Source organism: Brachybacterium sp. GCM10030268 (genome assembly GCF_042666305.1).
GTDB lineage: Bacteria > Actinomycetota > Actinomycetes > Actinomycetales > Dermabacteraceae > Brachybacterium.
The window spans coordinates 40,208-61,894 of the sequence record NZ_JBHTCW010000009.1 but is presented as its reverse complement, the minus strand read 5'-3'; the positions used below and the strand labels follow the sequence as shown (position 1 = coordinate 61,894).

General features: G+C 72.0%; 23 protein-coding genes. 15 read left to right on the top strand and 8 right to left on the bottom strand.

Translation table 11 applies throughout. The features are described from left to right. Positions 1-234: 234 nt before the first annotated feature. From ACFQRD_RS12745 to ACFQRD_RS12735, 3 genes are all read left to right on the top strand, one after another. Positions 235-2,100, top strand: coding sequence for a hypothetical protein (locus ACFQRD_RS12745; protein WP_377018751.1), 1,866 nt, complete (start codon positions 235-237; stop codon positions 2,098-2,100). A 385-nt stretch (positions 2,101-2,485) separates the two neighbouring features. Beyond that, positions 2,486-2,809 (top strand): GNAT family N-acetyltransferase, encoded by a 324-nt coding sequence (locus tag ACFQRD_RS12740; protein ID WP_377018752.1) that lies wholly within the window; start codon positions 2,486-2,488, stop codon positions 2,807-2,809. Positions 2,810-2,918: 109 nt separating this feature from the next. Then, positions 2,919-3,428, top strand: a complete 510-nt coding sequence (locus tag ACFQRD_RS12735; protein WP_377018753.1) for a DinB family protein — start codon at positions 2,919-2,921, stop codon at positions 3,426-3,428. 51 nt (positions 3,429-3,479) lie between these two features. Here the strand turns inward: ACFQRD_RS12735 and ACFQRD_RS12730 are convergent, their stop codons facing one another. After that, positions 3,480-3,860 (bottom strand): VOC family protein, encoded by a 381-nt coding sequence (locus tag ACFQRD_RS12730; RefSeq protein ID WP_377018754.1) that lies wholly within the window; start codon positions 3,858-3,860, stop codon positions 3,480-3,482. Positions 3,861-4,012: 152 nt separating this feature from the next. Between ACFQRD_RS12730 and dnaB the strand changes: the two genes are divergently transcribed. The 4 genes from dnaB to ACFQRD_RS12710 all read left to right on the top strand — a co-directional run bounded on the left by dnaB (position 4,013) and on the right by ACFQRD_RS12710 (position 8,094). After that, on the top strand, positions 4,013-5,389 hold the full coding sequence (dnaB, locus tag ACFQRD_RS12725) for a replicative DNA helicase (protein WP_377018755.1): 1,377 nt from the start codon (positions 4,013-4,015) through the stop codon (positions 5,387-5,389). A gap of 147 nt (positions 5,390-5,536) precedes the next feature. After that, positions 5,537-6,013, top strand: a complete 477-nt coding sequence (locus ACFQRD_RS12720; protein ID WP_377018756.1) for a hypothetical protein — start codon at positions 5,537-5,539, stop codon at positions 6,011-6,013. 123 nt (positions 6,014-6,136) lie between these two features. After that, a complete protein-coding gene (locus ACFQRD_RS12715; protein ID WP_377018757.1) occupies positions 6,137-6,508 on the top strand; it encodes a DUF485 domain-containing protein in 372 nt (123 codons plus the stop codon). After that, positions 6,505-8,094 (top strand): cation acetate symporter, encoded by a 1,590-nt coding sequence (locus ACFQRD_RS12710; protein WP_377792584.1) that lies wholly within the window; start codon positions 6,505-6,507, stop codon positions 8,092-8,094. The genes ACFQRD_RS12715 and ACFQRD_RS12710 overlap by 4 nt, the downstream gene beginning before the upstream one ends. 11 nt (positions 8,095-8,105) lie before the next feature. Here ACFQRD_RS12710 and ACFQRD_RS12705 read toward each other — a convergent pair whose 3' ends face one another. Together ACFQRD_RS12705 and ACFQRD_RS12700 are read right to left on the bottom strand one after the other, a co-directional pair. Further along, positions 8,106-9,029, bottom strand: a complete 924-nt coding sequence (locus tag ACFQRD_RS12705; RefSeq protein ID WP_377804447.1) for a hypothetical protein — start codon at positions 9,027-9,029, stop codon at positions 8,106-8,108. A 22-nt stretch (positions 9,030-9,051) separates the two neighbouring features. After that, a complete protein-coding gene (locus tag ACFQRD_RS12700) occupies positions 9,052-9,612 on the bottom strand; it encodes an NADPH-dependent FMN reductase (protein ID WP_377018760.1) in 561 nt (186 codons plus the stop codon). A 108-nt stretch (positions 9,613-9,720) separates the two neighbouring features. On the opposite strand from ACFQRD_RS12700, the gene ACFQRD_RS12695 reads away from it, so the two are divergent. Next, positions 9,721-10,299 carry a YetF domain-containing protein gene (locus ACFQRD_RS12695; RefSeq protein WP_377018761.1) on the top strand — a complete coding sequence of 193 codons (579 nt, stop codon included), beginning with the start codon at positions 9,721-9,723 and terminating at the stop codon, positions 10,297-10,299. Between the two features lie 57 nt (positions 10,300-10,356). Here the strand turns inward: ACFQRD_RS12695 and ACFQRD_RS12690 are convergent, their stop codons facing one another. After that, positions 10,357-10,794: an OsmC family peroxiredoxin gene (locus ACFQRD_RS12690; protein ID WP_377018763.1), complete on the bottom strand. Its 438-nt coding sequence runs from the start codon at positions 10,792-10,794 to the stop codon at positions 10,357-10,359. 229 nt (positions 10,795-11,023) lie between these two features. Here ACFQRD_RS12690 and ACFQRD_RS12685 point away from each other — a divergent pair, with 229 nt between their 5' ends. The 3 genes from ACFQRD_RS12685 to ACFQRD_RS12675 all read left to right on the top strand — a co-directional run bounded on the left by ACFQRD_RS12685 (position 11,024) and on the right by ACFQRD_RS12675 (position 12,539). Then, positions 11,024-11,359, top strand: a complete 336-nt coding sequence (locus ACFQRD_RS12685; protein WP_377018764.1) for a DUF3140 domain-containing protein — start codon at positions 11,024-11,026, stop codon at positions 11,357-11,359. A gap of 71 nt (positions 11,360-11,430) precedes the next feature. Further along, positions 11,431-11,709 (top strand): hypothetical protein, encoded by a 279-nt coding sequence (locus ACFQRD_RS12680; RefSeq protein WP_377018765.1) that lies wholly within the window; start codon positions 11,431-11,433, stop codon positions 11,707-11,709. Beyond that, on the top strand, positions 11,706-12,539 hold the full coding sequence (locus tag ACFQRD_RS12675; RefSeq protein WP_377018766.1) for an SDR family oxidoreductase: 834 nt from the start codon (positions 11,706-11,708) through the stop codon (positions 12,537-12,539). Before ACFQRD_RS12680 ends, ACFQRD_RS12675 begins: the two co-directional genes overlap by 4 nt. A 54-nt stretch (positions 12,540-12,593) precedes the next feature. On the opposite strand, the gene ACFQRD_RS12670 is transcribed toward ACFQRD_RS12675, so the two are convergent. Further along, the gene (locus ACFQRD_RS12670; protein ID WP_377804446.1) at positions 12,594-14,561 is read right to left on the bottom strand and encodes a solute carrier family 23 protein; all 1,968 of its coding nucleotides are present in this window, start codon (positions 14,559-14,561) and stop codon (positions 12,594-12,596) included. Between the two features lie 133 nt (positions 14,562-14,694). On the opposite strand from ACFQRD_RS12670, the gene ACFQRD_RS12665 reads away from it, so the two are divergent. The 3 genes from ACFQRD_RS12665 to ACFQRD_RS12655 all read left to right on the top strand — a co-directional run bounded on the left by ACFQRD_RS12665 (position 14,695) and on the right by ACFQRD_RS12655 (position 17,538). Further along, positions 14,695-16,005, top strand: a complete 1,311-nt coding sequence (locus tag ACFQRD_RS12665; protein WP_377804445.1) for an MFS transporter — start codon at positions 14,695-14,697, stop codon at positions 16,003-16,005. A 74-nt stretch (positions 16,006-16,079) separates the two neighbouring features. Continuing rightward, entirely contained in the window at positions 16,080-16,937 is an 858-nt protein-coding gene (locus ACFQRD_RS12660; RefSeq protein ID WP_377804443.1) for an alpha/beta hydrolase fold domain-containing protein, read from the top strand. A gap of 22 nt (positions 16,938-16,959) precedes the next feature. After that, a complete protein-coding gene (locus ACFQRD_RS12655) occupies positions 16,960-17,538 on the top strand; it encodes a hypothetical protein (RefSeq protein WP_377804441.1) in 579 nt (192 codons plus the stop codon). A 49-nt stretch (positions 17,539-17,587) separates the two neighbouring features. Here the strand turns inward: ACFQRD_RS12655 and ACFQRD_RS12650 are convergent, their stop codons facing one another. The 3 genes from ACFQRD_RS12650 to ACFQRD_RS12640 all read right to left on the bottom strand — a co-directional run bounded on the left by ACFQRD_RS12650 (position 17,588) and on the right by ACFQRD_RS12640 (position 20,158). Continuing rightward, positions 17,588-18,817 carry an alkaline phosphatase family protein gene (locus tag ACFQRD_RS12650; RefSeq protein WP_377804439.1) on the bottom strand — a complete coding sequence of 410 codons (1,230 nt, stop codon included), beginning with the start codon at positions 18,815-18,817 and terminating at the stop codon, positions 17,588-17,590. Between the two features lie 205 nt (positions 18,818-19,022). Continuing rightward, on the bottom strand, positions 19,023-19,892 hold the full coding sequence (locus ACFQRD_RS12645; RefSeq protein WP_377018772.1) for a hypothetical protein: 870 nt from the start codon (positions 19,890-19,892) through the stop codon (positions 19,023-19,025). After that, positions 19,889-20,158 carry a hypothetical protein gene (locus ACFQRD_RS12640; RefSeq protein ID WP_377018773.1) on the bottom strand — a complete coding sequence of 90 codons (270 nt, stop codon included), beginning with the start codon at positions 20,156-20,158 and terminating at the stop codon, positions 19,889-19,891. The genes ACFQRD_RS12645 and ACFQRD_RS12640 overlap by 4 nt, the downstream gene beginning before the upstream one ends. Positions 20,159-20,231: 73 nt before the next feature. On the opposite strand from ACFQRD_RS12640, the gene ACFQRD_RS12635 reads away from it, so the two are divergent. Beyond that, on the top strand, positions 20,232-21,671 hold the full coding sequence (locus ACFQRD_RS12635) for a serine/threonine protein kinase (RefSeq protein WP_377792590.1): 1,440 nt from the start codon (positions 20,232-20,234) through the stop codon (positions 21,669-21,671). The last annotated feature ends 16 nt before the right edge of the window (positions 21,672-21,687 follow it).

Here is a 21,687-nt window from a genome sequence, read left to right as displayed (position 1 = left end):
GCCTTCTGGATCGGACCGCGCAGAGCCGCGGGCGATGGGATGCAGTGAATCGGGAGGGGATGAGCCGGTGATGAGCCGCCGATGAGAGGACTCTCAGACGAATCTCCCCTGGTCACAGCGTGTTACTGGGGCGGAGAGCCGCCTGTGGGCCATACCCGGGCGGTCCGGCGACGAGTCCGCGGGGCGGCGGGGCGGGCTCGGGACCTCTCAGCGGAGGATTGGTAGGTTCCCTCTGTGATCATCTCCGGCGCCGCCACCGTCCCGGAACCGGGTGGCCGTCGCGACCAGGCAGGTCCGCCCGGCATGGAGGAATTGAGGGTCGCCCTGCGACCCCCGGAACTGCCCCTGCCCTTCCCGCGCAGCGTGCTCGAAGCCGCGCACCGGGTGGGTGATCTCGTGCACGCCGAGCGCTACCGGGACGCCCGCGCGCTCGCCGAGGAGTTCCGCACCGCGCCGGCGGAGCCCGGGGACCGGCTGGCGCTGCTGCGCGCTGCCCTCCGCGGCGCCGTGCTGATGGGCGATGCGGATGCGGTGGATCGCGACGCGGCGGACATGGTCTCCGTGCTGCATCGCTCGGGCTTCGCCGAGCAGGCGCAGGCGACCGTGGCCGTGCTGCTGGAGCGCGGCCCGGTGCGCAGCCGCTCCGCCGCGGCCACCAAGGCCGCCGTGGACGGGGCCGGCTCCGCCGCGAGGGGCCGGCGGCGCGGGCAGCGAGCCGAGCCGCCCCCGGAGCTGCTGGCCGTGGTCCGTGGCCTCGAGCAGACCTCTCTTCCCGGGGCCGACGAGGCCCGCGGCGCGGCCGATCCGCGGCGCGCGGTCACCCGGCTCCGGGCGGCGCTGAAGGCCCTGCCCGCCGTCCGCGAGAAGGTCATGGGCGATCCCGACAAGGAGCTGCGCCTGCGCATGGCCCAGGCCCTCGAAGCCGTCGGCGATCCCGCCGGCGCCACCACGCACGCACTCGACGTGCTCGAGGTGCTCGACCAGGAGGCCGCCGAGGCCGGAGGGCCCCTCCCCGACCCCGCGCGCATCGCCACCTCCGCCCACGCCGTGCTGGCCCGCACCCTGGGCATCGAGCACCCTCTGCACGCGGCCCGTCACGCCCTGGACGCCCTGGAGACCCTCCACGACGTCGAGGATCCGCCCTTGCGGATCGGCTTGATCACCGACCTGCTGCGGGCCCTGATGGCCGCCGGCGCCACCGCCCAGGCCTCCTTCACCGCCGGCCGTCTCGCCTCCCTCCAGCGCTCCCTGCAGCGGGACGCCCTGCGCACCGGCCCGCTGCTCGCCGTCGCGGCCCAGCGCATCGCGGCCGAGCGATACGAGGCCGCGTGGGTGCCCCTCGAGCAGGCCCGGCGCATCGCCGACCAGCAGCGCGATCACCGCCGCGCGCTGGAGGCCTCCCGGCTGGCCGCGAGCATCCACGAGCGCACCGGCGACCACGCCGCAGCCCTCCAGGAGCTGCGCCGCGTGGCCTCCGAGGCGCGCTGGCTGGCCGACGACCTCGCGACCCCGCGTGCCGAGCGCGCGAGGATGATCAGGACCGAGCTCGAGGCGCACGCGCTCGTGCTGCGGCGTGCTCTGGATCTGGGACGGACCGCTGTGGCCGACGAGGTGGCCGGGGCGATCGAGCGCCGTGCCCGCCCCGAGGGTGGCCGGCCCCTGCTGCCCCCCGAGCTGCTGTGGGACCACCGGGTCGACGCCCGGGTGGGCCGCTTCATCGCGGTCGGCACCGCCCTGGCCCGCGAGGAGGCCGCCCGTGCCGCTGACACTGGAGATGCCGCCGGTGCCGCGCCCGTCCCCGGAGCTGCGGATTCCGCCCGGGCCGCCGACGCCCCCGGCGCTGCCGATGCGGCCGAGTACGAACGTCGCCGTCGCGAGGCGATGCAGGTCATCGACGAGATGCCCGCCGGTCACGACGCCCGTGCCCGGTACTGGGCGGCCTATGTCGATGACCGGCACGCCGAGATGCTCGCCGATCGCGGCATCCACGACCGGGCCCGGCGGGCGGCGAAACGAGCCCGCGACGGCTGGGCCCACCTGGAGATGGCCGACGACGTCGCCCGCGTCGACGCCCTGCTCGAGCGCCTCGGCGACGCCTGACCGCGACGGTGCCCGGCACCTGGGTCCGGCGTCCCCGGCGCCAGCGCAGGGCCGTTGGCAAACCAGCGCCGGCGCCGGGCTGTTGGCAAGCCAGCGCCGGCGCGGAGCTGTTGGCAAAAAGGTGTTGCTGAGCGGCTCCAGACCCCTGTGAGAGGAGGGCACGGTCCGCTCAGCTACATGTTCGTGCCACGCGCCAGGTAGGGGACTGCTGCGGGTGGCCAGGCAGGTGCGGCACTGCTGCGGGTGGCGCGTCGGGCAGGGTTCTGCTGCGGGCGGCCCCAAGGGTCCTGCATCGCTGCGGGTGGCGCAACAGGCGGATCCGGCACTGCTGCCGACCCGCCCTCTGACGTACCGTGGAGGTATCGGCCGGAAGGGGCGCGGGGCGATGAGCGTAGACATCGACGAGCACACGCATGGCCCGGACGAGCACATCCGCGTACGGCACAACGCTGCCTCCCGCCGCTACGAGGCGGTCCGGAACGGCGCGACCGTCGGCATCCTCCTGTATGAGCGAACCCGCCGGCGGATCGAGCTCGTCCACACCGTCACCGATCCCGAGCATCGCGGGGAGGGAGTCGCGTCGGTGCTGGTGCGCACCGTCCTGGCGGAGGCGCGATCCGAATCGCTGGCGGTGGTCGTGATCTGCCCGTTCATCGAGAGCTGGCTGCAGCGCCACCCGGAGCAGGCCGGCGGCGTCGTGCACGAGTGACCCGCGCGAGGTCGGCGATGCGCGGGCCGGAGCGCGCGGAGATGACCGTCAGGTCGGGCCTCGCGGCCGGCCCTCGACCGAGTCCGCGCTGCGGCGTAGCGTCGGGCGCATGAATGGAATCGACATCCTTCGTGACGCAGCGTCCCGCCCCCTCGACGCCGCCGAGGCTCTGCGCGACAAGCTCGACGCCGAGACGCTCAATGCCCATGTGGGCGGACACCCGAACTCCGTCGCCTGGCTGCTCTGGCACGCGGGCCGCGAGATCGATGCGCAGCTCGCGGATCTGGCCGACCACCAGGAGCTGTGGGTCTCCGAGGACTTCGCAGAGCTCACCGGCTTCGGGGAGGAAGGGTCTCGGGTCGGCTACGGGGACTCGGCCGAGCAGGCCCGCGCCGTGACCGCCGAGGAGCCCGGCCCGCTGCTGGAATACCTCTCCGCCGTGACGGAGGCGCTGCTGGCCTACCTCGACACCCTCGACGAGGACGCGCTGGGCGAGGTCATCGACGACAGCTGGGACCCGCCGGTCACGCGTGGCGCGAGGCTGGTGAGCATCGTCGATGACGCCGCCCAGCACGTCGGCCAGGCGGCGTACGTCGTCGGGGTCCCCGAGAAGGCCTGATCTCGAGACTCTCCGGTGGCGGCACGGGCCGTGGCCGGAGTCCGGGTCGCCTCAGTCCGGCCGCACGGCGCTCAGGCAGAACGGGTGTCCGACGGGATCGAGCATCACCCGCCAGGCCGAGGGCTCCGGCTGCGCATCGGCCTCGCGGGCGCCGATCTCCGTGGCGGCGGTGACCGCGGCCTCGAGATCCTCCGCGGCCAGGTCCAGGTGCATCTGTGCCCGCTGCGGACCCTCCGGCCACTGCGGGGCCGTGAACTCGTCGGCCGTCATCAGCGTGAGCATCGGGCCCGCCCCCGCCAGGGAGACGACCTCGCGGCCCGGGGTCGCGAAGGCCTCCTCGAGCCCCAGCAGCGCGCAGTAGAACGGGGCCAGGTCGTCGGGCCGGGGACAGTCGATCGAGATGGACGCGAGCGGAGCGATGGCATCAGGCATGGCATCACCGTAGGCGCCGGGCCCGACGGACCAGCCGGCCAACAGGCTGACGGCCGGACGCGGCCTGCCCCGTTCCTCCACACCGCATGTGAATCCACACCCCGATCGATGTCACGTCGCCCGGCGTCCGCCGGTGTTCCTACACTGGCTCGGTGACATCCACTGAGGCTTATGAAGCAGGACCGGACCGCGGCCTGGAGCGCACCCCGCCCCAGGACCTCGCTGCCGAGCGCGGCGTTCTCGGCGGGATGATGCTGTCCAAGGACGCGATCGCCGACGTCGTGGAGACCGTCCGCGGCAGTGACTTCTACCGCCCTGCGCACGAGATGATCTTCGAGGCGATCATCGACCTGTACGGCCGCGGCGAGCCCGCCGACCTGGTCACCGTCTCCGACGAGCTCTCCAAGCGCGGCGAGCTGCAGCGCGTGGGCGGCGGCGCCTATCTCGCCGACCTCATCGACATGGTCCCCACCGCCGCCAACGCGGGCTTCTATGCCGAGATCGTCGTCGAGCGCGGCACCCTGCGCCGCCTGGTGGAGGCCGGCACCCGCATCGTCCAGCTCGGCTACGCGGCCGACGGCGGCGAGGTCGACGAGGTCATCAACGAGGCTCAGGCCCAGGTCTACGCGGTCACCGAGCGCGGTCAGAGCGAGGACTTCGTGCCGCTGGGCGAGGTGATCGACGAGACCCTGAACACGATCGAGGCCACCCAGAACCGCGGTGGTCAGGTCACCGGTATCCCCACCGGGTTCGCGGAGTTCGACGAGCTCACCCAGGGCCTGCACGGCGGGCAGATGATCATCTTCGCCGGCCGTCCCGCGATGGGTAAGACGACGCTGGGCATGGACGTGCTGCGCTCCGCCTCCATCCACAATGGCAAGGCCTCGGTGATCTTCTCGCTGGAGATGGACAAGACCGAGATCACGATGCGCCTGCTCTCGGCCGAGTCGCAGGTTCCGATGAATCGCATGCGCGACGGCTCGATGGACGACCGCGACTGGCAGGCCATGGCCCGCGCCATGAGCCGCATCGCCGACGCCCCGCTGTTCATGGACGACAGCGCGAACATGTCCCTGATGGAGATCCGTGCGAAGTGCCGCCGGCTCAAGCAGAAGCACGACCTGGGTCTGGTGGTCATCGACTACCTGCAGCTGATGAGCTCGGGCAAGAAGGTCGAGTCCCGTCAGCAGGAGGTCTCGGAGTTCTCCCGTGCCCTGAAGCTGCTGGCCAAGGAGATCGAGGTGCCCGTGATCGCGATCTCGCAGCTGAATCGTGGCAGCGAGCAGCGCCAGGACAAGACCCCGATGATGAGCGATCTGCGCGAATCCGGCTCGATCGAGCAGGACGCGGACCTCATCGTGCTGATCCACCGTGAGGACTACTACGAGAAGGAGTCCGCCCGCGCCGGCGAGGCCGACCTCATCCTCGCCAAGCACCGTAACGGTGCCACCAAGACGATCCCGGTCGCCTTCGAAGGCCACTACTCGCGGTTCAAGGACATGGCCGGCACCGGCGGCTTCAGCGGCTGAGGTGCCGCGCCGGGTTCAGGCGCCCCGGTCCCCGGAAACGTCTCTGCGCTGACACAGAACCGTGGAACGGGCACGCGTGCCGCGGATTCTCAGCAGCGACCCCGATTCGAGGCGCGCTGACGGCGGTCGTGGGGATGCGGTGGCCGTATGGGCGCCGTCACCGCCGCGGTCGGAGTGCACGAAGTCCCGCGGGCTTCCTTGGCCGCGGTGCCGGTCGCTGCGCCCGGATACGCCGACGAGTTCGCTCTCGAGCTGGACGTCCCGCCGCGCGCGAGCGCCGAGTCCTGGGCACGGGCGATGTTCGGGGACATCCCCGATACCGGGGAGCGAGTCATCTTCCGGGGCCTCCTGCGTCTGCGGCTGGAACCGGGGCCGTCGCCGGATGTAGTCGCCGGGTTCGTCGTCGCCGAGCGGAATCACGAGACGATCCGTCTCGAGGCGCATTCGCCCTTCCTCACCTGCCATCTCCTGGTGCGGACCCACGCCCTGCACGTCACGCTCACCACGGTGATGGACTACACCGGCCGCGCCGGGCCTGTGGTGTGGAGCCCCCTGTCCATGGCACACCGCCGTCTCGCGCCCGGGCTGCTCCGCGACGCGCAGGAGAAGCTGTCGTCTCCGTAGCGGTCGCGGGCCGACCAGATCCCAGGTTCCTATTGTGGTGGCCATCACAGGTGCTACGGTCAGCCTGAGTCCGGTGCTGCTCGCACCGGCCTGGCATCACCGCAGAACGAAGGAGTTGTGCCTGTGACCTCCTCTCCCCAGGGGACTCCCGGCCCTGTGCCGGATCCCGACGAGCCCCTCACCCCCACTGCCGAGCAGTTCCTCGCCGTCCAGGAGTCCGAGGAGTTCGGGCAGCTGCGCCGCAGCTTCCGCGGCTTCGCCATCCCGATGACGATCGCCTTCCTCGTCTGGTACCTGAGCTACGTGCTGCTGTCGACCTACGCCACGGGATTCATGTCGATCCAGGTGGTCGGATACCTGAACCTCGGCACGATCTTCGGGTTCAGCCAGTTCCTGATGACCTTCCTCATCACGTGGGCGTACATCCGCCACGCCAACAAGTCGCTGGATCCGATCTCCAGCAGGATCCGTGGCGAGCTGGAGGGCACCGAATGAACGACATGGGCAATCCGATCCTGAACATCTCGATCTTCCTCGCCTTCGTCATCATCACCCTGGTCGTGGTGGTGCGGGTCTCGAAGACGACCACATCGGCCGGGGACTTCTACCACGGCGGCCGCGCCTTCTCCGGTCGCCAGAACGGCATCGCCATCGCCGGTGACTACCTCTCGGCCGCCTCGTTCCTCGGCATCGTCGGGGCCGTCGCCCTCTACGGGTACGACGGTCTGCTGTACTCGGTCGGCTTCCTCGTCGCCTGGTTGGTGGCGCTGCTGCTGGTGGCGGAGCCGCTGCGCAACACCGGCAAGTACACGATGGCCGACGTGCTGAGCTTCCGGATGCAGAAACGGCCGGTGCGCACCGCCGCCGCCACCTCCACCCTGGCGATCACGTTCTTCTACCTGCTCGCGCAGATGGCCGGCGCCGGGGCCCTGGTGTCCCTGCTGATCGGCATCGAGGGCCGCGTGGGTCAGTCGCTGGTGATCGCCGTCGTCGGCGTCGTGATGATCGCCTACGTGCTGATCGGTGGCATGAAGGGCACCACCTGGGTGCAGATCATCAAGGCCGTCCTGCTGATCACCGCCGTCGGCGTCACCACCGTGTGGATCCTGGCGCTGAACGGCTTCAACCTCTCCGCCCTGCTCGGACAGGCCGTCCAGAACCACCCGGAGGGGCAGGCGATCCTCGATCCGATGCTGCAGTACGGCACCTCCGGCGCCACCAAGCTGGGCTTCGTCTCCCTCGCGATCGCGCTCGTGTTCGGTGCCGCCGGGCTGCCCCACGTGCTGATGCGCTTCTACACGGTGCCCACCGCGAAGGAGGCCAGGCGCTCGGTGGTCTGGGCGATCGCCCTGATCGGCTTCTTCTACCTGTGCACCCTGGTGCTCGGGTTCGGGGCCGCCTACATGGTGGGCGTGGACACGATCGACGCGCTGCCGGGCGGCTCGAACTCCGCGGCCCCGGCGCTCGCCTACGCCGTCGGCGGGACCGCCCTGATGGGCATCATCTCCGCGGTGGCCTTCGCGACCATCCTCGCGGTGGTGGCGGGCCTGACGATCACCGCCTCCGCCTCGTTCGCGCACGACATCTACAACGGCGTGATCAAGCGCGGCCAGGCCGACCCCCAGAAGGAGGTCACCGTCGCCCGGCGCACGGCGCTCGTGATCGGCGGCGTCTCGATCGTCGGCGGCATCCTCGCGGCCGAGCAGAACGTGGCATTCCTGGTCTCGCTCGCCTTCGCCGTGGCGGCCAGCGCCAACCTGCCCTCGATCCTCTACACCCTGTACTGGAAGCGGTTCAACACGCGCGGTTCGGTGTGGAGCATCTACGGCGGCCTGTTCAGCGCACTGTTCCTCATCACGTTCTCCCCGGTGGTCTCCGGATCCGAGACGGCGATGATCCCCGGACTGGACTTCGCGTGGTTCCCGCTGTCCAACCCGGCGATCATCACGGTGCCGCTGGGCTTCTTCCTCGGCTGGCTCGGGTCGGTGACCTCCTCGGAGCGCAACGACCTCAAGCACGCCGAGATGGAGGTGCGCTCCATGACGGGCGCCGGCTCGGAGAAGGCCACCGTCACGCACTGACCCTGGCGGACTCAGGCCAGCCGCAGCCCGGAGCTCGCCCCCACCGCCCGGTCGTGCAGCTCGATCACCTGCTGTTCCCGCGCGGTCGGGGCAGGGCCTGCGGTCTCCAGCAGCCGGCACACGGCCGAGTCGCGGGAGGCGGCGTCGTAGCGCTCGACCCAGCGCCGATACTCCTGGTCCCGCGGTGACCGGGCCGACAGCGACTCCAGGCGGTCCACCGTGATCCGCCACGGCTTCGGCGTCAGCCGTGCCCGGTACGAGTCGTGGACACGGCACAGGAGAACGTACAGCCGGTCGCTGCCGAGCTCACTCATCAGCTGCCGGGCCCGCTCGCTGCCGGGCTCGGCGCCGCTGCCGGTGACCAGCAGGCGGAAGCCGTTGCGGGTGCGGTAGGTACGCATCCCCAGTTCGGGATGGCGGACGCTGAAGTCGGCGATCACCTGCAGGATCCGAGCATGCTCCTCACCGCGGGCCCCGGGGTCCGGGAGGCCGTACGCGTCGGGATCCTCCTCGGCGCCGGCCCCATCTCGGCCGCCACCGAACAGACGCGAGAGGAGGCCGCCCCGGCCGCGCCGGCGGGAGGACATCTCAGAGCCCGTCGTCAGATCGACGTCGCTGATCAGCACGGCGTCCGTGTTCAGCACCGCGGCCCCGTACCGGTTGCGGGTGATGGCGGCGATCAGCTCGCCGTCGGGGGAGCGGACCTCCTCGAGCAGCTCCTCGGGCAGGCGGCGATCGGGGTAGTACTCCAGATCGCCGCGAAGCGCCCCCGGCCCACCGGCGGCCACGAGCCGCTGGAGCCTGGCGCGGGCATCGCGCTGGGCGTCCTCCTGCGAGAGGTCGGAGGAGCCTCGGATCGTGAGGGCGAACTCCCCGCGGCCGGGGAAGGTGACGACCTCGTCGGCGGTGGCCCAGTAGCGCGGGATCGGCTGCATGGAAGGACTCGGGGCTCGGGGCTCAGCGGGTCGCGATGATTCGCGAAGTGGCCTTGACCAGGTCATCGACCAGGGCACCGGCCTTCTTCGCGGCGGACTCGGAGGGAGCGAACGTGCCGTCCTCGCCGAAGTCCGTGAAGACCGAGAGGGCCAGCTGCGTGCGCACGTCGATCATGTGGAAGTTGGAGATGATCGTGCGCCACTGCTCGACCGCGCGGATGCCTTTGTCCGCGCCGTAGGACACGAACGCGACGGGTTTCTCGCTCCACTCGGTGCCGAGCGAATCGAAGGCGTTCTTGAAGGCGCCCGGGACCCCGTGGTTGTACTCGGGAGTGACGAAGACGAAGCCGTCGCAGTCGTCGATCGCGGCGGACCAGCGCTGGACCCGCTCGTCCTCGTACTGCTTCCTGGCGGCGCCCGGCACCGTGGCCGACGTGAGGATGGGCAGGTCGAACTCCTTGAGATCGATGACCTCGAAGGCTGCTTCGCTCGCGCGGTCGCGGGCGATCGGGGCGAGCCATTCGGCGACCCGGCCGCCCTTTCGCCCATCGCGCACCGAACCGATGATGATGCCGAGCTTCATGCTGTCTCCTTCGTGGGGCGCTCCTTCGTGGGGTGGCGGCGCCGCGGCGCGTCCACGAAGATCGTGCCATGCCGCCCCGGCGGGCGGCATCGGGTAGAGACTGGAGGGATGGAATTCCTTCACCAGCTGTGGACCCAGGTCGGCATCACCGGCTCCGGACTGCTCGGTGTGCTGATCTCCACCGCCGTGCTGTACGTGCTCTATGCGCTGATCCTGCAGATCGGGGGCCAGCGGCTGACGGCCAACCCCTCGGTGCTGAGCTTCTCGGTGATGGCGCTGCTGGGCGCACTGCTCGCCCGCGCCATGCTGGGGGAGTCGCCGACGCTGGCCGGGGGCCTGGTCGCGGTCGCGACCCTGCTCTTGCTCGAGTTCACCCTGGGGCGGCTGCGCAGCGGGCTGGCGCGCACCTTCGCGCTGCACGGCCCGCAGGCGAGCGTGGTGATGATCCACGGCCACGTGCTGCCGTGGCGGCTGCGGCATCTCGGCGTCCAGGAGGAGCAGCTGCTGACCCTGCTGCGCCGGGCAGGTCTCCACTGCGTCCAGGACGCGGACCTGGTGATTCTCGAGCCTCGCGGGGCCCTGACGATCGTGCGCCGCGGCGAGTCCATCGACCGGCGTCTGGTCCAGGACGTCCGCGGAGCCGACAGCATCCCCCGATCCCTCCTGCATGAGGAGACCGGGGGATGAGCGGGCTGCGGCCGGCGTCTCGGTCAGGCCGGGTTCTCGGTCAGGCCGGGATCGCGGTCAGGCCAGCTTCGCGGTCAGCGTGATGTCGACGCCGGAGAGCGCCTGGGAGACGGGGCAGTTCTTCTTCGCGTCCTCGGCGAGGCGCTGGAAGTCGGCGTCCTCGAGGCCGGGCACCTCGGCGGTGACCGTCAGCTCGATGCCGAGGATGCCGCCCTCGCCGACGTTGAAGGAGACCGCCGCGGAGGTCTCGACCGTGGTGGGCGGGGTCCCGTTCTCGCCGAGGCCGTTGGTCAGCGCCATCGCGAAGCAGGTCGCGTGAGCGGCGCCGATGAGCTCCTCGGGCGAGGTGGTGCCCTGCCCGCTCTCCTCGGCGCGGGCCTTCCAGTTCACCGGGAAGCTGCCCAGCTGCGAGGTCTCGAGGGTGGTGGTGCCGTTGCCGGAGGGCAGGTCCCCCTGCCAGGTGGTGCTCGCCGTGCTGATGATCGTGTTCGGCATGTCTTCTCCTCCATCAGACGTCGCCATCACGTGCGTGAGGGCGTGCATCGCCCACGCTAGCGCCGTCCGCCGGACGCGTCGATGGCCCTGGTGATGGCTCCGGGGCCCGATCCGGACGGCGATGTCGCGGACCACCCGGTCGAGGTTCGCCCGTCGATCTTGACGCTCCCTGCCGCGCGGACGACCGTGGTGTGCACCACAGGGCGAGCAGACGAGGAGGCGATCGGACATGGCCGAATCCGTCGTCGACGAGGAGCTGTGGCAGGAGTTCCACAGCCTGGTGAACATGACCTCCGCGGAGCTGCGCGAGTGGCTCGCCACGGAAGGCGCCGGCGAGAGCACGGAGACGTTCCCCGACCAGGCCGGCCGGCCGCTCTCGCGCGGCGTGCTGGATGTGCTCGGCAAGCGTCGCACCGACCTCACCGGCGAGGACGCGGACATCATGCGACGCACCGTCGAGACCATCCGCACCCAGCGCGGAGAGGATCCCGAACCCACTGCGGGCGACGACGGCTGGCGGCGCGGGCTGATGTCGATCGGCCACGATCCGCTGAAGCCTCTCTGACCCGTCCGACTCCGACCCGTCCGAAGCGCACCTTCCCCCTGCACCACGAACCACCCTCGAGGAGGAGACCCATGGCATCGCAGAGCATCACCACCACCGACCACGGCGAGATCCGCCGGTGGGTCGAGCAGCACGACGGCACCCCGGCCGGGGTCAAGGGCACCGGCGACTCCGGTGACGTCGGCGTGCTGCGCATCGACTTCCCCGGCGGGACCGGTGAGGAGCAGCTGGAGCACGTCAGCTGGGACGACTGGTTCGCGAAGTTCGACCAGCAGAACCTCGCCTTCCTGTATCAGCAGGAGCAGGCCGACGGCGAGGACAGCACCTTCTTCAAGCTGGTTTCGCGATGAGCGCGACCCCGGCGCCGACGGGCGGCTCCGCCGCCTTCGAGCCGCGCCGCGCCATCGTCACCGGATCGGACTCCGGCATCGGCCGGGCCACCGCGGTGGCCCTGGCCGGCCCGGATCGTCAGGTCGGCATCACCTGGCACCAGGACGAGGAGGGCGCCCAGGGCACCGCTCGGGAGGTCGAGGCCGCCGGGGCCCTGGCCCACGTGCGCCGTCTGGACCTCTCCGACCCCGCCGCCGGAGCCGCGGTCGTCGATGACCTGGCGACGACCATGGGCGGGGTGGACACCCTGGTCATGAGCTCCGGCACCGGCACCTCGCAGCTGCTGCTGAACATGGATCTGGAGACCTGGCGCCACGTCGTCGCCGTCGACCTCGACGGGGCGTTCAGCTGCCTCCAGGCCGCCGCCCGCCGCATGGTCGAGGCCGGCAGCGGCGGCCGGATCATCGCCATCACCTCCGTGCACGAGCACGCCCCGCGCGTGGGCGCGGGCCCGTACTGCGCGGCCAAGGGCGGGCTCGGCCTGCTGGTCAAGGTGGCCGCGCTCGAGCTGGCCGAGCACGGCATCACGGTCAATGCGGTCGCCCCCGGGGAGATCGCCACGGAGATGACCGGACAGGAGGACGAGAGCGTGCTCGAGGACAAGCACCGCCCCGGCATCCCCGTCTCCCGCCCGGGCGACGCCCGGGAGATCGCGGCCACCGTGGCCTTCCTCGCCGGACCCGACGCCGGCTATGTCACGGGCCAGTCCTGGGTGGTCGACGGCGGGATGCTCACCATGGGGCCGATGGCCGGCTCCCACCTGCAGGGCGACGACTGGCGCCGCCCCTGAGGCGACCACCGCCCCGTGCGGGCGCGGCCCCGTCCGAGCGCGGCCCGCTCCAGCTCACTGCAGCGAGTCGAACTTCCGGGCCCAGGCGGTGCCGACAGGGTTGGCGTCGGCGACCATGATGCCGAAACGGTCCCCGGCGATCTCGACGACCTCCGTCAGGGCGACGCGGCGCTCCTGCTCGCGCGAATGGTCCAGGCGGCGCACGCCGTCCTCGATGATCTGGCGGAACGAGTCGGTGCGGCCCAGGAACGCCACGAACGGCAGACCGAACCGCTCCTCGTAGCGGGCCGAGAGCTCGCGGACCTCCTCGACGTCCCCGTCGGAGAGGTTCTCCAGGGCGAAGGAGCCGACGTCCTGACTGATGGCGCCGGCCTCCTCCTCGTCGGCCGTGACCAGCGTGGCCATGTCCGGGTAGGCGGCCACCAGGGCGTCCTGCTCTTCGCGGCCGGCCGTCAGCACGGCGTCCTCGAGGGCGGCGCGCAGCGCCGGGGCATCGGCGAAGGGGCGGGACTCCCAGGCCCGCTCCAGCGGCCAGGTCGCGCCGTTGAACAGCGAGGCGAACGTGGCCACGAACGCCTCGCGGTCCATGTCGTTGACGTCGTCGATCCCGATCCGCTCGCCGGCGGCGGTGGTGGCGACGTTCGAGCCGTGCTGGGGCCCGAGGTGGAAGAACAGTAGGTTCAGCATGATCGCGGTGATCGCGCCGACGCTCACGCCGGAGGAGACGAAGGTCTGCGCCCAGGTGGGGAACACGGCGGCCACGTCGGGCTTGAAGCTGACCAGCATCGCCAGGCCCAGGGAGGTGCCGACGATGACCGAGTTGCGGTTGTCGGTGAGGTCGACTTTCGACAGGGTCTGGATGCCGACCAGGGCCACCGAGGCGAACAGCGCCAGCGACGCCCCGCCGAGCACGGGGGCCGGGATCGCCTCGACCACGGCGCCGGCCTTCGGCAGCACGCCCAGGACGATCATGAGCACGCCTGCCCCGGCGACCACCCAGCGGGACTTCACGCGGGTCAGCCGCACCAGGCCGATGTTCTGGGCGAAGCAGGTGTAGGGGAAGGAGTTCAGGATCCCGCCCAGCAGGGTCGAGGCGCCGTCTGCCCGCAGCGCCGCGCTGATGCTGCGCGGGCGGATCCGCTTGCCGACGATCTCCCCGGCGGCGAACACGTCCCCGGTGGTCTCGACCATGGTGATGAGCATGACGATGATCATCGAGAGGATCGCGGTCAGCGAGAAGGTGGGGACGCCGAAGTAGAAGGGCGTGGTGACGCCGAAGGCGGAGGCCTCGGTGACGCCGCTGAAGGAGGTGTCGCCCAGCAGCAGTGCGACCGCGGTGCCGATCACCAGGCCCAGCAGCACCGCGATGGTGCCCAGGAAGCCGCGGAAGAAGCGTTGGACCAGCACGATGATCGCCAGGGTGCCCAGGGCGTAGAGCACGTCGCGGGTGGCGGGGACCCCGTCGGCCTGGTTGGTGATGTCCCCGGCGGAGACGCCGAGCAGGGTGATGCCCATCGTGGTCAGCACGGTGCCGATCACCACCGGCGAAAAGAACCGCAGGATCTTCGCGAAGTACGGCGCGGCCAGGAAGGTGAACAGGCCCGCGACGATGATCGACCCGTAGATCATCGGCAGCCCCTCGGCGCCGCCCTCCCCACCGGTCGCGGCCAGGCCGATCGCGATGATGGGGCTGACCGCCGTGGTCGTCACGCCCTGGATGATCGGCAGGCGCACCCCGATCTTCCAGAAGCCCACCGACTGGATCAGCGTCGCGATGCCGCAGGTGAACAGGTCGGCGTTGATGAGGTGGATGGTCTGCTCGGCCGTCAGGCCCAGCCCGGAGGCGATCAGCAGCGGCACGATCACCGCGCCGGCGTAGAAGGCCAGCACGTGCTGGACGGAGAGCACGGCGAGGCGGCCGGGCGCGGGGACCTGGTCGACGGGATGCCGGCGAGGAGAGGCGGGGGCCGCGGTGGCGGAGGCCGAGCCGAAGCCGGGAGCGGAGGCGGGGTCGGGCGTCATGGAGCTGTCCTTGCGGGTCCTGGGCGAGGGAGCGGCCGACGGGGCGATCGGGCCGCGCACCAGAGTAGGGCCCCGGCGTGATCTCCGGATCACGTGCTGGCCGCGGCCGGGCCCGAACCTGTAGGACGGTGCGGTGAGCACCACCCCGTCGGATCCCGCCCCCACCTCCTCGACGACCTCCGCCGGAGCCTCCCCGCAGAGCACCGGATCCCTCTCGCCCGCGCCCGACGGCCCGGCTTCGGCCCGCGCCACGCGCGCCACCGCCGTCGGCGGCCTGCTCGCCGTCCTCGCGGTGAGCCTGGTCGCGCTGAACCTCCGGCCCGGCGCCAGCTCGCTGGGACCCCTGATGGGCGACGTCGAGGCCGCCTACGACCAGGGCGCGACCGCCTCCGGGCTGCTGACCGCGCTGCCCTGCCTCGCCTTCGGCGTCTTCGGAGCCCTCGCCGTGCCCATCTCGCGCGTGCTGGGCCTGACCGGAACGGTCATGGCCTCCTTCGTGCTGGCCACCCTCGGCCTGCTGCTGCGGCCGACGGTCGATGCCTTCGCCCTGTTCCTGATCCTGTCGCTGCTGGCCCTGGTGGGCCCGGCGCTGGGCAACGTGGTGGTGCCCGCGTGGATCAAGCAGCACGGGGCCGCGCGCACGGTGACGCTGCTGACGCTGTACAGCATGATGCTCGCGCTCGGCGGCGCGGCCGGAGCGGGTCTGTCCGTGCCGCTGGCCGGTCCCGGCGCCGAGGGCTGGCGCGAGTCCCTGCAGTTCTGGGGCATGCTCGCCGCGGTGCCCGTGGTGATCTGGGTGCTCGTCCTGGTCCGCACCGGTCACGACTTCCCGCCGCCGTCACCGGCGGGCGAGCTGCGCGGTTCCCTGTTGCGCTCGCCGACGGCCATCGCCCTGACCGTCATGTTCGGCCTGCAGTCCACGAACGTCTACACCCAGTTCGGGTTCCTGCCGCAGGTGCTGACATCGGCCGGGATCTCCCCGATGAGAGCGGGCGTGATCATGGCGGTGGTCCTGGCGTGGGGCGTCGTCGGCGGCCTGGTGATGCCCGTGGTGGTCGACCGCTCCCGGCACCTGCCGTGGATCGCGGCCGGCTTCGGCGCGCTGACCGCGATCGGTTATCTCGGGCTGTGGCTGGCGCCGACCGTGAGCCCGCTGCTGTGGGCCTGCGTGCTGGGGGTGGGCGGTTTCGCCTTCCCGACGGTGCTGACCCTGATCCCCCTGCGCAGCCGGTCCCCGCTGGTGACCGCGCGGCTGTCCGGCATGGTCCAGCCCTACGGCTACATCCTCGCCGCGATCGGGCCGATCATCGCGGGTGCGCTGCTCGATGCCACCGGCTCGATCCCCGCGCTGCTGGCGATGATGGCTGCCAGCGGCGTGCTGCTGGGCGTGGTCGGCCACCGCGCCGCCCGGCCCCGGATGGTCGACGACGAGATCTCCGCCTGAGAGCTGCCCGAGCGCAGCGGATCAGCGCCGGTCAGAACCTGAGCATCCGCCGTTTTCGTGACAGGATGCCTCCCATGAGCATCGTCCGTGCGCTGCGCATCCTCGCCTCCCAGCGGCCCACCCTGCCTCCGCGCGCCGTCGCGGCCCCTGCCCGGGTCCAGCGGCGCAAGCACCAGGGCGTGCCCGTGACCTGGATCGACGCCGACCGTGCCGCGGCCTCGACCATCGTGCACCTGCACGGCGGCGGCCACCTGTACGGCGAGAGCCCGAACCACTGGGGCTTGCTGGAGGAGGTCGGCCGGCGTGCCGGCGCGGCCACCGCGATGGTGCACTTCCGGTTGCCTCCGCGGTACCCCTTCCCGGCCGCTCTCGACGACGTTCTCGGCGCGATCGACGCGATGGGACGGGAGTCCCTGCTGCGTCCGGGCCGCTGGGCGCTCTCGGGCGACAGCGCCGGGGGCGGGCTCGCACTCGCCGCCGCCCAGTCGCTGATCCACGCCGGCGCGGATGCCCCGGCTCTGCTGCTGCTGGAATCCCCGTGGGCGGACCTCACTCCCGCCGCTCGCCGGCCCGCGGGCACGGAGGGTGCTGAGGACGGACAGGACGACGAGCACGCTGCGGACCTGCGCACCGCCGTCCGGCTGTACGCCCGCGGCGTGCCCCCGGAGGACCCGCGCATCAGCCCGCTGCACGGAGAGCTCGGCGCACTGCCGCCGGTCCACCTGGTCACCGGCGCCGAGGATTACCTGGTCGAGGACTCACGGCGTCTGCACGCCGCGATCACCGACGCCGGCGGCACCGCGACCTACCTCGAGATCCCCGGCGCCGGCCACGACCCGGCCATCCACGGCGACGGCCCCGCCGCCCAGAGCGGACGCCGCTCGCAGATCGAGGCCGCCCACGCCTGCCTGAGGCACCCCGCCGCCACCTGAGGTACGCGCTAGCCTGGTGCCCATGACGCGAGGCGACCACTTGGTAGATGACCATGTGACCTGGGACGGCAGCTCGAGAGCCGTCGCCATGATCCGAGATCTGGTGACGCCGCACAGCTCCGAGGGCACCCTGCGCATCGTCGTCCAGCAGGTGACCGTGCGCGAGCAGGGGCGCGAGAGTGGGATCCACGAGGTCATCGACGCGATCACCGACGTCGGCGGGAATCTGGTCTCGATCCCGCTGACTGCCTCCGTGCGCGGGGACGAGCCCACCTCCGCCCGCCTGGACACGGCGATCGAGCGGCTGCGCGCCGACATCGCCGCGGATCTCGCCGTCGCCGTCGACAGCCTCGAGGTCGTCCTGGACGGCGACGGCGCCCACCAGGTGCGGGTGGCCTTCGCGGTCGAGGTCTCCGCCGGGGAGCTGACGACGCGCAGCGCCCACCCCGCACTGCACGACGGCGCGCATCACATCGTCCACCACGCGCCCGCGCTCGAAGAGCTGCGCGACCGGCTGGCCGGTCCTCCGCCCGGCCCGCTGCGCCGTGCGCTCGAGGCGGTGCGCGGCTGGACGCGTGCCCGGGTGCCCAGGGTGCGCTGAGGCCCGACGACGGCTCGGGCAGGCGCCGCGGAGAACTGGGGTCCGGTCCTCAGGCGGGGCACATGCCGTGCGCGGTCGCGCCCGGAAGCGGGGCTCCGAGTGCTCTCGCGAGGGTCACGCCGAGATCCGCCCAGGAGCCGGCCGCGGGAGAGGACGGCAGCCCCGGCCCCGCGGCCAGGGCCGTCACCGGTGCCGACGGGTCGGAGACCGCCCGCGGGCCCGCGTAATAGGGATCATCGCCCTCGACCAGCGGGCGGTGGGTCGCCGAGAGCCCGAACACCGTGCCCGGGGTGCCCTCGAGCACGGCGATGACGTCGGTCTCCGTGGTGGCCCCCACCCCGTCGTCGACCTCTCTCAGCTGCAGCCGGGTGTGTTCGCTGATCTCGCGGAGGGCGCCGATCGCGGCGTCCCGCACCACGGGTCCCTCCTCGCGGCGCACGTGCAGCACGCCCCGCGGGCCGTCGGGCCACACCAGGGCACGGAAACCCGCCAGCTGCGTGCCCTCGGTCTCGGCCAGCCCCTGAGCGGCCAGGACCGCGTTGGGATGGACCAGCAGTGCCGTCGGCACCAGCGGACGACCCGGGACCAGCACCATGCGGTCGTCCTCATCGGGCGCGAAGGCGTCCACGATCCGGGCGATGGCATCGACGGTGTCCACCAGCGCACGAGCAGTCGCCGGCGTCTCCAGTCCCGAGGAGCGGCGCTCGATCCCCAGCCCGGTCAGGCGCGCGGCCAGCAGATCGAGACGGCCGCCGTGGCAGCACTCGGCGGCGATCTCGGCGACCAGCTCGTCCGGGGGCACCTGGGAGAGCTGCACACCGGCCTCGCGGCGTGCCCGGAGATGCTCGGCGACCATCCGCGGGGAGCTGGTCTGCTCGGTCATCTCCCACCGGTTGCGGAAACGGCCCAGGTCCTCGACCAGCGGCAGGCAGAGGTCGAGGGAGGCGCCGGCGGTCGCGGGCCACTGCAGGGCGGCCGTGACGAGACCGAGCTCCTGCGCGGTCTCCAGCAGCGTGGGAGCGGTGACCGCCTCGGCGTACCAGATGGAGCGGCGATCGGGGCGGTCCGGTCGGAAGGGCGCCTGCGTGGCCACCCCGGTGTGGGCGACCGACGCCCCGGTCACCAGGCTCGTCAGGGCGGGCGCAGGTTCCGAGGGGCCGCCCGGGCGGATCCGCAGCGGCGTCGCAGCGGCGATCGGTCCCGTCCCGTCGGTGAGGGCGCCGATGTCGTGCTCGTCGAGGCCGTCCACGGCGAGGACGAGGGTGCGGCCGGCGGGCATGGGCCTCCTCCCCTCCGTGCGGTCGGTGCGCTGCTGGGTCGACGTGGCGTGAGTCGGACAGCGGCGCGGGTGATGCGCTGGATCGATGTTCGCGCAACCGTACGGCCGGCGCCTTTCCGGGGCGCAAGGCGGGGGTGAGCGTGCGGCCACGTCCAGGTGAACAGCGTGTGCGGACGCTGCCGCGCGTGCTTCGGCGCCCGGCCCCTCACTCGCAGACGACGTTGGTGGAGCTGCGGCCCTCGAAGAGCGCGGAGTGGTCGTCCAGCAGAGCGTCCCGAGGGATGCGCGGGGAGGCGATGACATTGTCCATCGTGGCCTTCTGGGCCGCCTGATGCTCCTCGCTGTCGGCGAGCGCCGGGACCGGCAGGCCGCCCTCGTCCGTGGTGGCGCAGCCGTCCAGGCCGTGCACCGTCACGCGGAGCGTCGCCTCGCTCGCCGAGCCGTCCGACTCGATGGTCGCGACGATCCCGAGCCGGTAGGCGATCACGCCGACGGCATGGCTGTCGGTGTCCAGGACGGTCCAGGCCACGGTGCTGCCCAGCATCAGCACGGGCAGGTCCTCCCGTTCCCCGCGGAACCAGTCGGCGGCGATCGCCGGCCGGCCGACGGTGCGGTACCGCTCAGCGGGCGAGAACGCGTAGAAGTGGCGCCCGCCGTCGTTCCACGCCGTCTCCAGATCCTCGACCCAGTACTCGGGCGTGGCGGTGATGATGTGCTCCAGTGCGGCGTCGTCGTCCAGTCCGCGCAGCGCGGAGGGGGAGAGGTACGCCTCCCGGACGAAGTCGACCAGAGCTGCTCGGGCTGGATCGAGCGCGGCGTCGTCGGTGCCGAGCTCGTCCCACTGCGACGGTGCCGGGTCAGGCGTGTGGACCGGCAGGGCCAGGACCTCCTCCGCGGTGCGGGCGTCCCAGTTCTCGGGGTCGAGCTCGGCCAGCGGGTCCCGGGCGATGTCGCTCGAGGTGGGTACCGGGGAGGGGCCGCTGCACGCGGTGGCCTGGGTCGCCAGCGCCGCCCCGGGAATGGCGAGCAGACGGGTGAGGTCGCGGCGCCGCACGGGCTCCTGTGGGAAGGTCACCTGAGCTCGGGTTCGGAGGTGTCCGCGCGACCGGAGTCCGCATCGAGCCGGCGATGGATGGTGCGCGCCTGCTCCCGGTCGCGGCGGGTGGCCTTGTCGACGAGTCCGCTGGTGTCATGATCGGGTTCGTCGGGCTGCAGAACCGTCCACACGACGAAACCGATGGTCAGCAGCACGGTGATGGCCAGAAGAATTCCGATCAGGGGCCAGGAGAAGGCGACCGGGTCCCAGATCGGGTCATCCTCGAGCGGTGCTGCCAGGCCCACGTCATTCCCCTCCGGTCGCTGAAGGTGGCCAGCATAACGTCCGCATTCGGGCGGCCGTTATGCTGAGCGGGTTATGGCTGATGTGATTGTCGGGCGCTTCGCGCTGATCGACCTGATCGCCAAGGGCGGTTCGGGGTCCGTCTGGCGCGCCTGGGATTCGAAGACCCAGGAGCTGTGCGCGGCCAAGGTGCTGCGCCAGCGCGACTCGGCCGACCTCATGCGCTTCGTGCGCGAGAAGGGCGTCACCTTCGACCACCCCCATCTGCTGACCCCGTACGGCTGGGGCGCCGAGGACGAGCATGTGGTCATCGCGATGCCGCTGGTCTCGGGCGGCACCCTCGAGTCGGTGGTCAAGAAGAAGGGCAAGCTCGCCGAGCCCGCCGTGGCGGTCATCCTGGACCAGCTGCTGGACGGCCTCTCCCATGTGCACGCCGAGGGCTGGATCCACCGCGACGTGAAGCCCGCCAACATCATGTTCGAGCCGCGCGGTCGCGCCTTCCCCATCTCGCGTCTGGCGGACTTCGGGATCGCCGTGCATGAGAGCGACGTGCGCTTCACCCACGTGGGCATGGTCAACGGCACCCCCGGCTACATGGCCCCGGAGCTGTTCTCGATGGCCGAGCCCGCCCCGTCGCACGATCTGTACGCCGCGGGCGTGGTCGCCCTGGTCGCGCTGAACGGCCCGATCAAGCTGCACGACGGCGCCTTCCGGCCCGACGAGCTCTCCCAGTACCTGCGCGGGGTCACGCCGAAGCTGTCCGCCGTGATCCGCAGACTGGTCGCCGCGCAGCCGGAGGAGCGCTATACCAGCGCCGACGCCGTGCGCCGCGACCTCCCGCGCGTGCCCCGCGGCTATCCGCTCACGCACGCCGACGGCACCCCGCTCGAGTTCCAGGACACCCTGGAGCCCCTGCCCGAGAACGCGCCCGGTGCCGCCCGGCCCGAGCGACCCGCCCCGCAGGTCGCGGCCTCCTCCATGGAGGCGATCCGCGCCGGCCGGGTCCAGCAGGGCTTCTCCTCCGGCTCGGCGTCCCCGCAGACCGGACCGCGGGGAGCGGGCGCTCACGGCACCCCGCCCCAGTCGCAGCGCGGACCGCAGCCGCAGCGCGGAGCCCAGCAGCACACGCCGCCCGGACACGGGCCGCAGGGGGCACCACAGAGCACTCGCCAGGGCACCGTCTCCTCCCCGGCGCGCACGGCCACCGGGACCACCACGGCCACGGGCACGGCCACCGGGCCCGGCGGCACCAACCGCAGCACCCTGCTCGCGGTCGGCCTCGGCGTCGCCGCGGCGGTGATCCTCGGGGTCATCGTGGCGGTCACGCTGGTGGTGGTCTTCCGTCCCGACGGTGGTGCCGCCGCCCCGGTCAGCGACATCGACTCCGCCTTCGCCGAGGTCGAACCCGGCCAGGAGTGCCTCGCCGAGGACGAAGGCGTCATCGCCATGACGGCCGACGGCGCCTACCTCTCCTGCACGCAGGCCGACGACGGCGACGGGTACGTCTTCACCTGAGGCGCGGCCGGCCGGC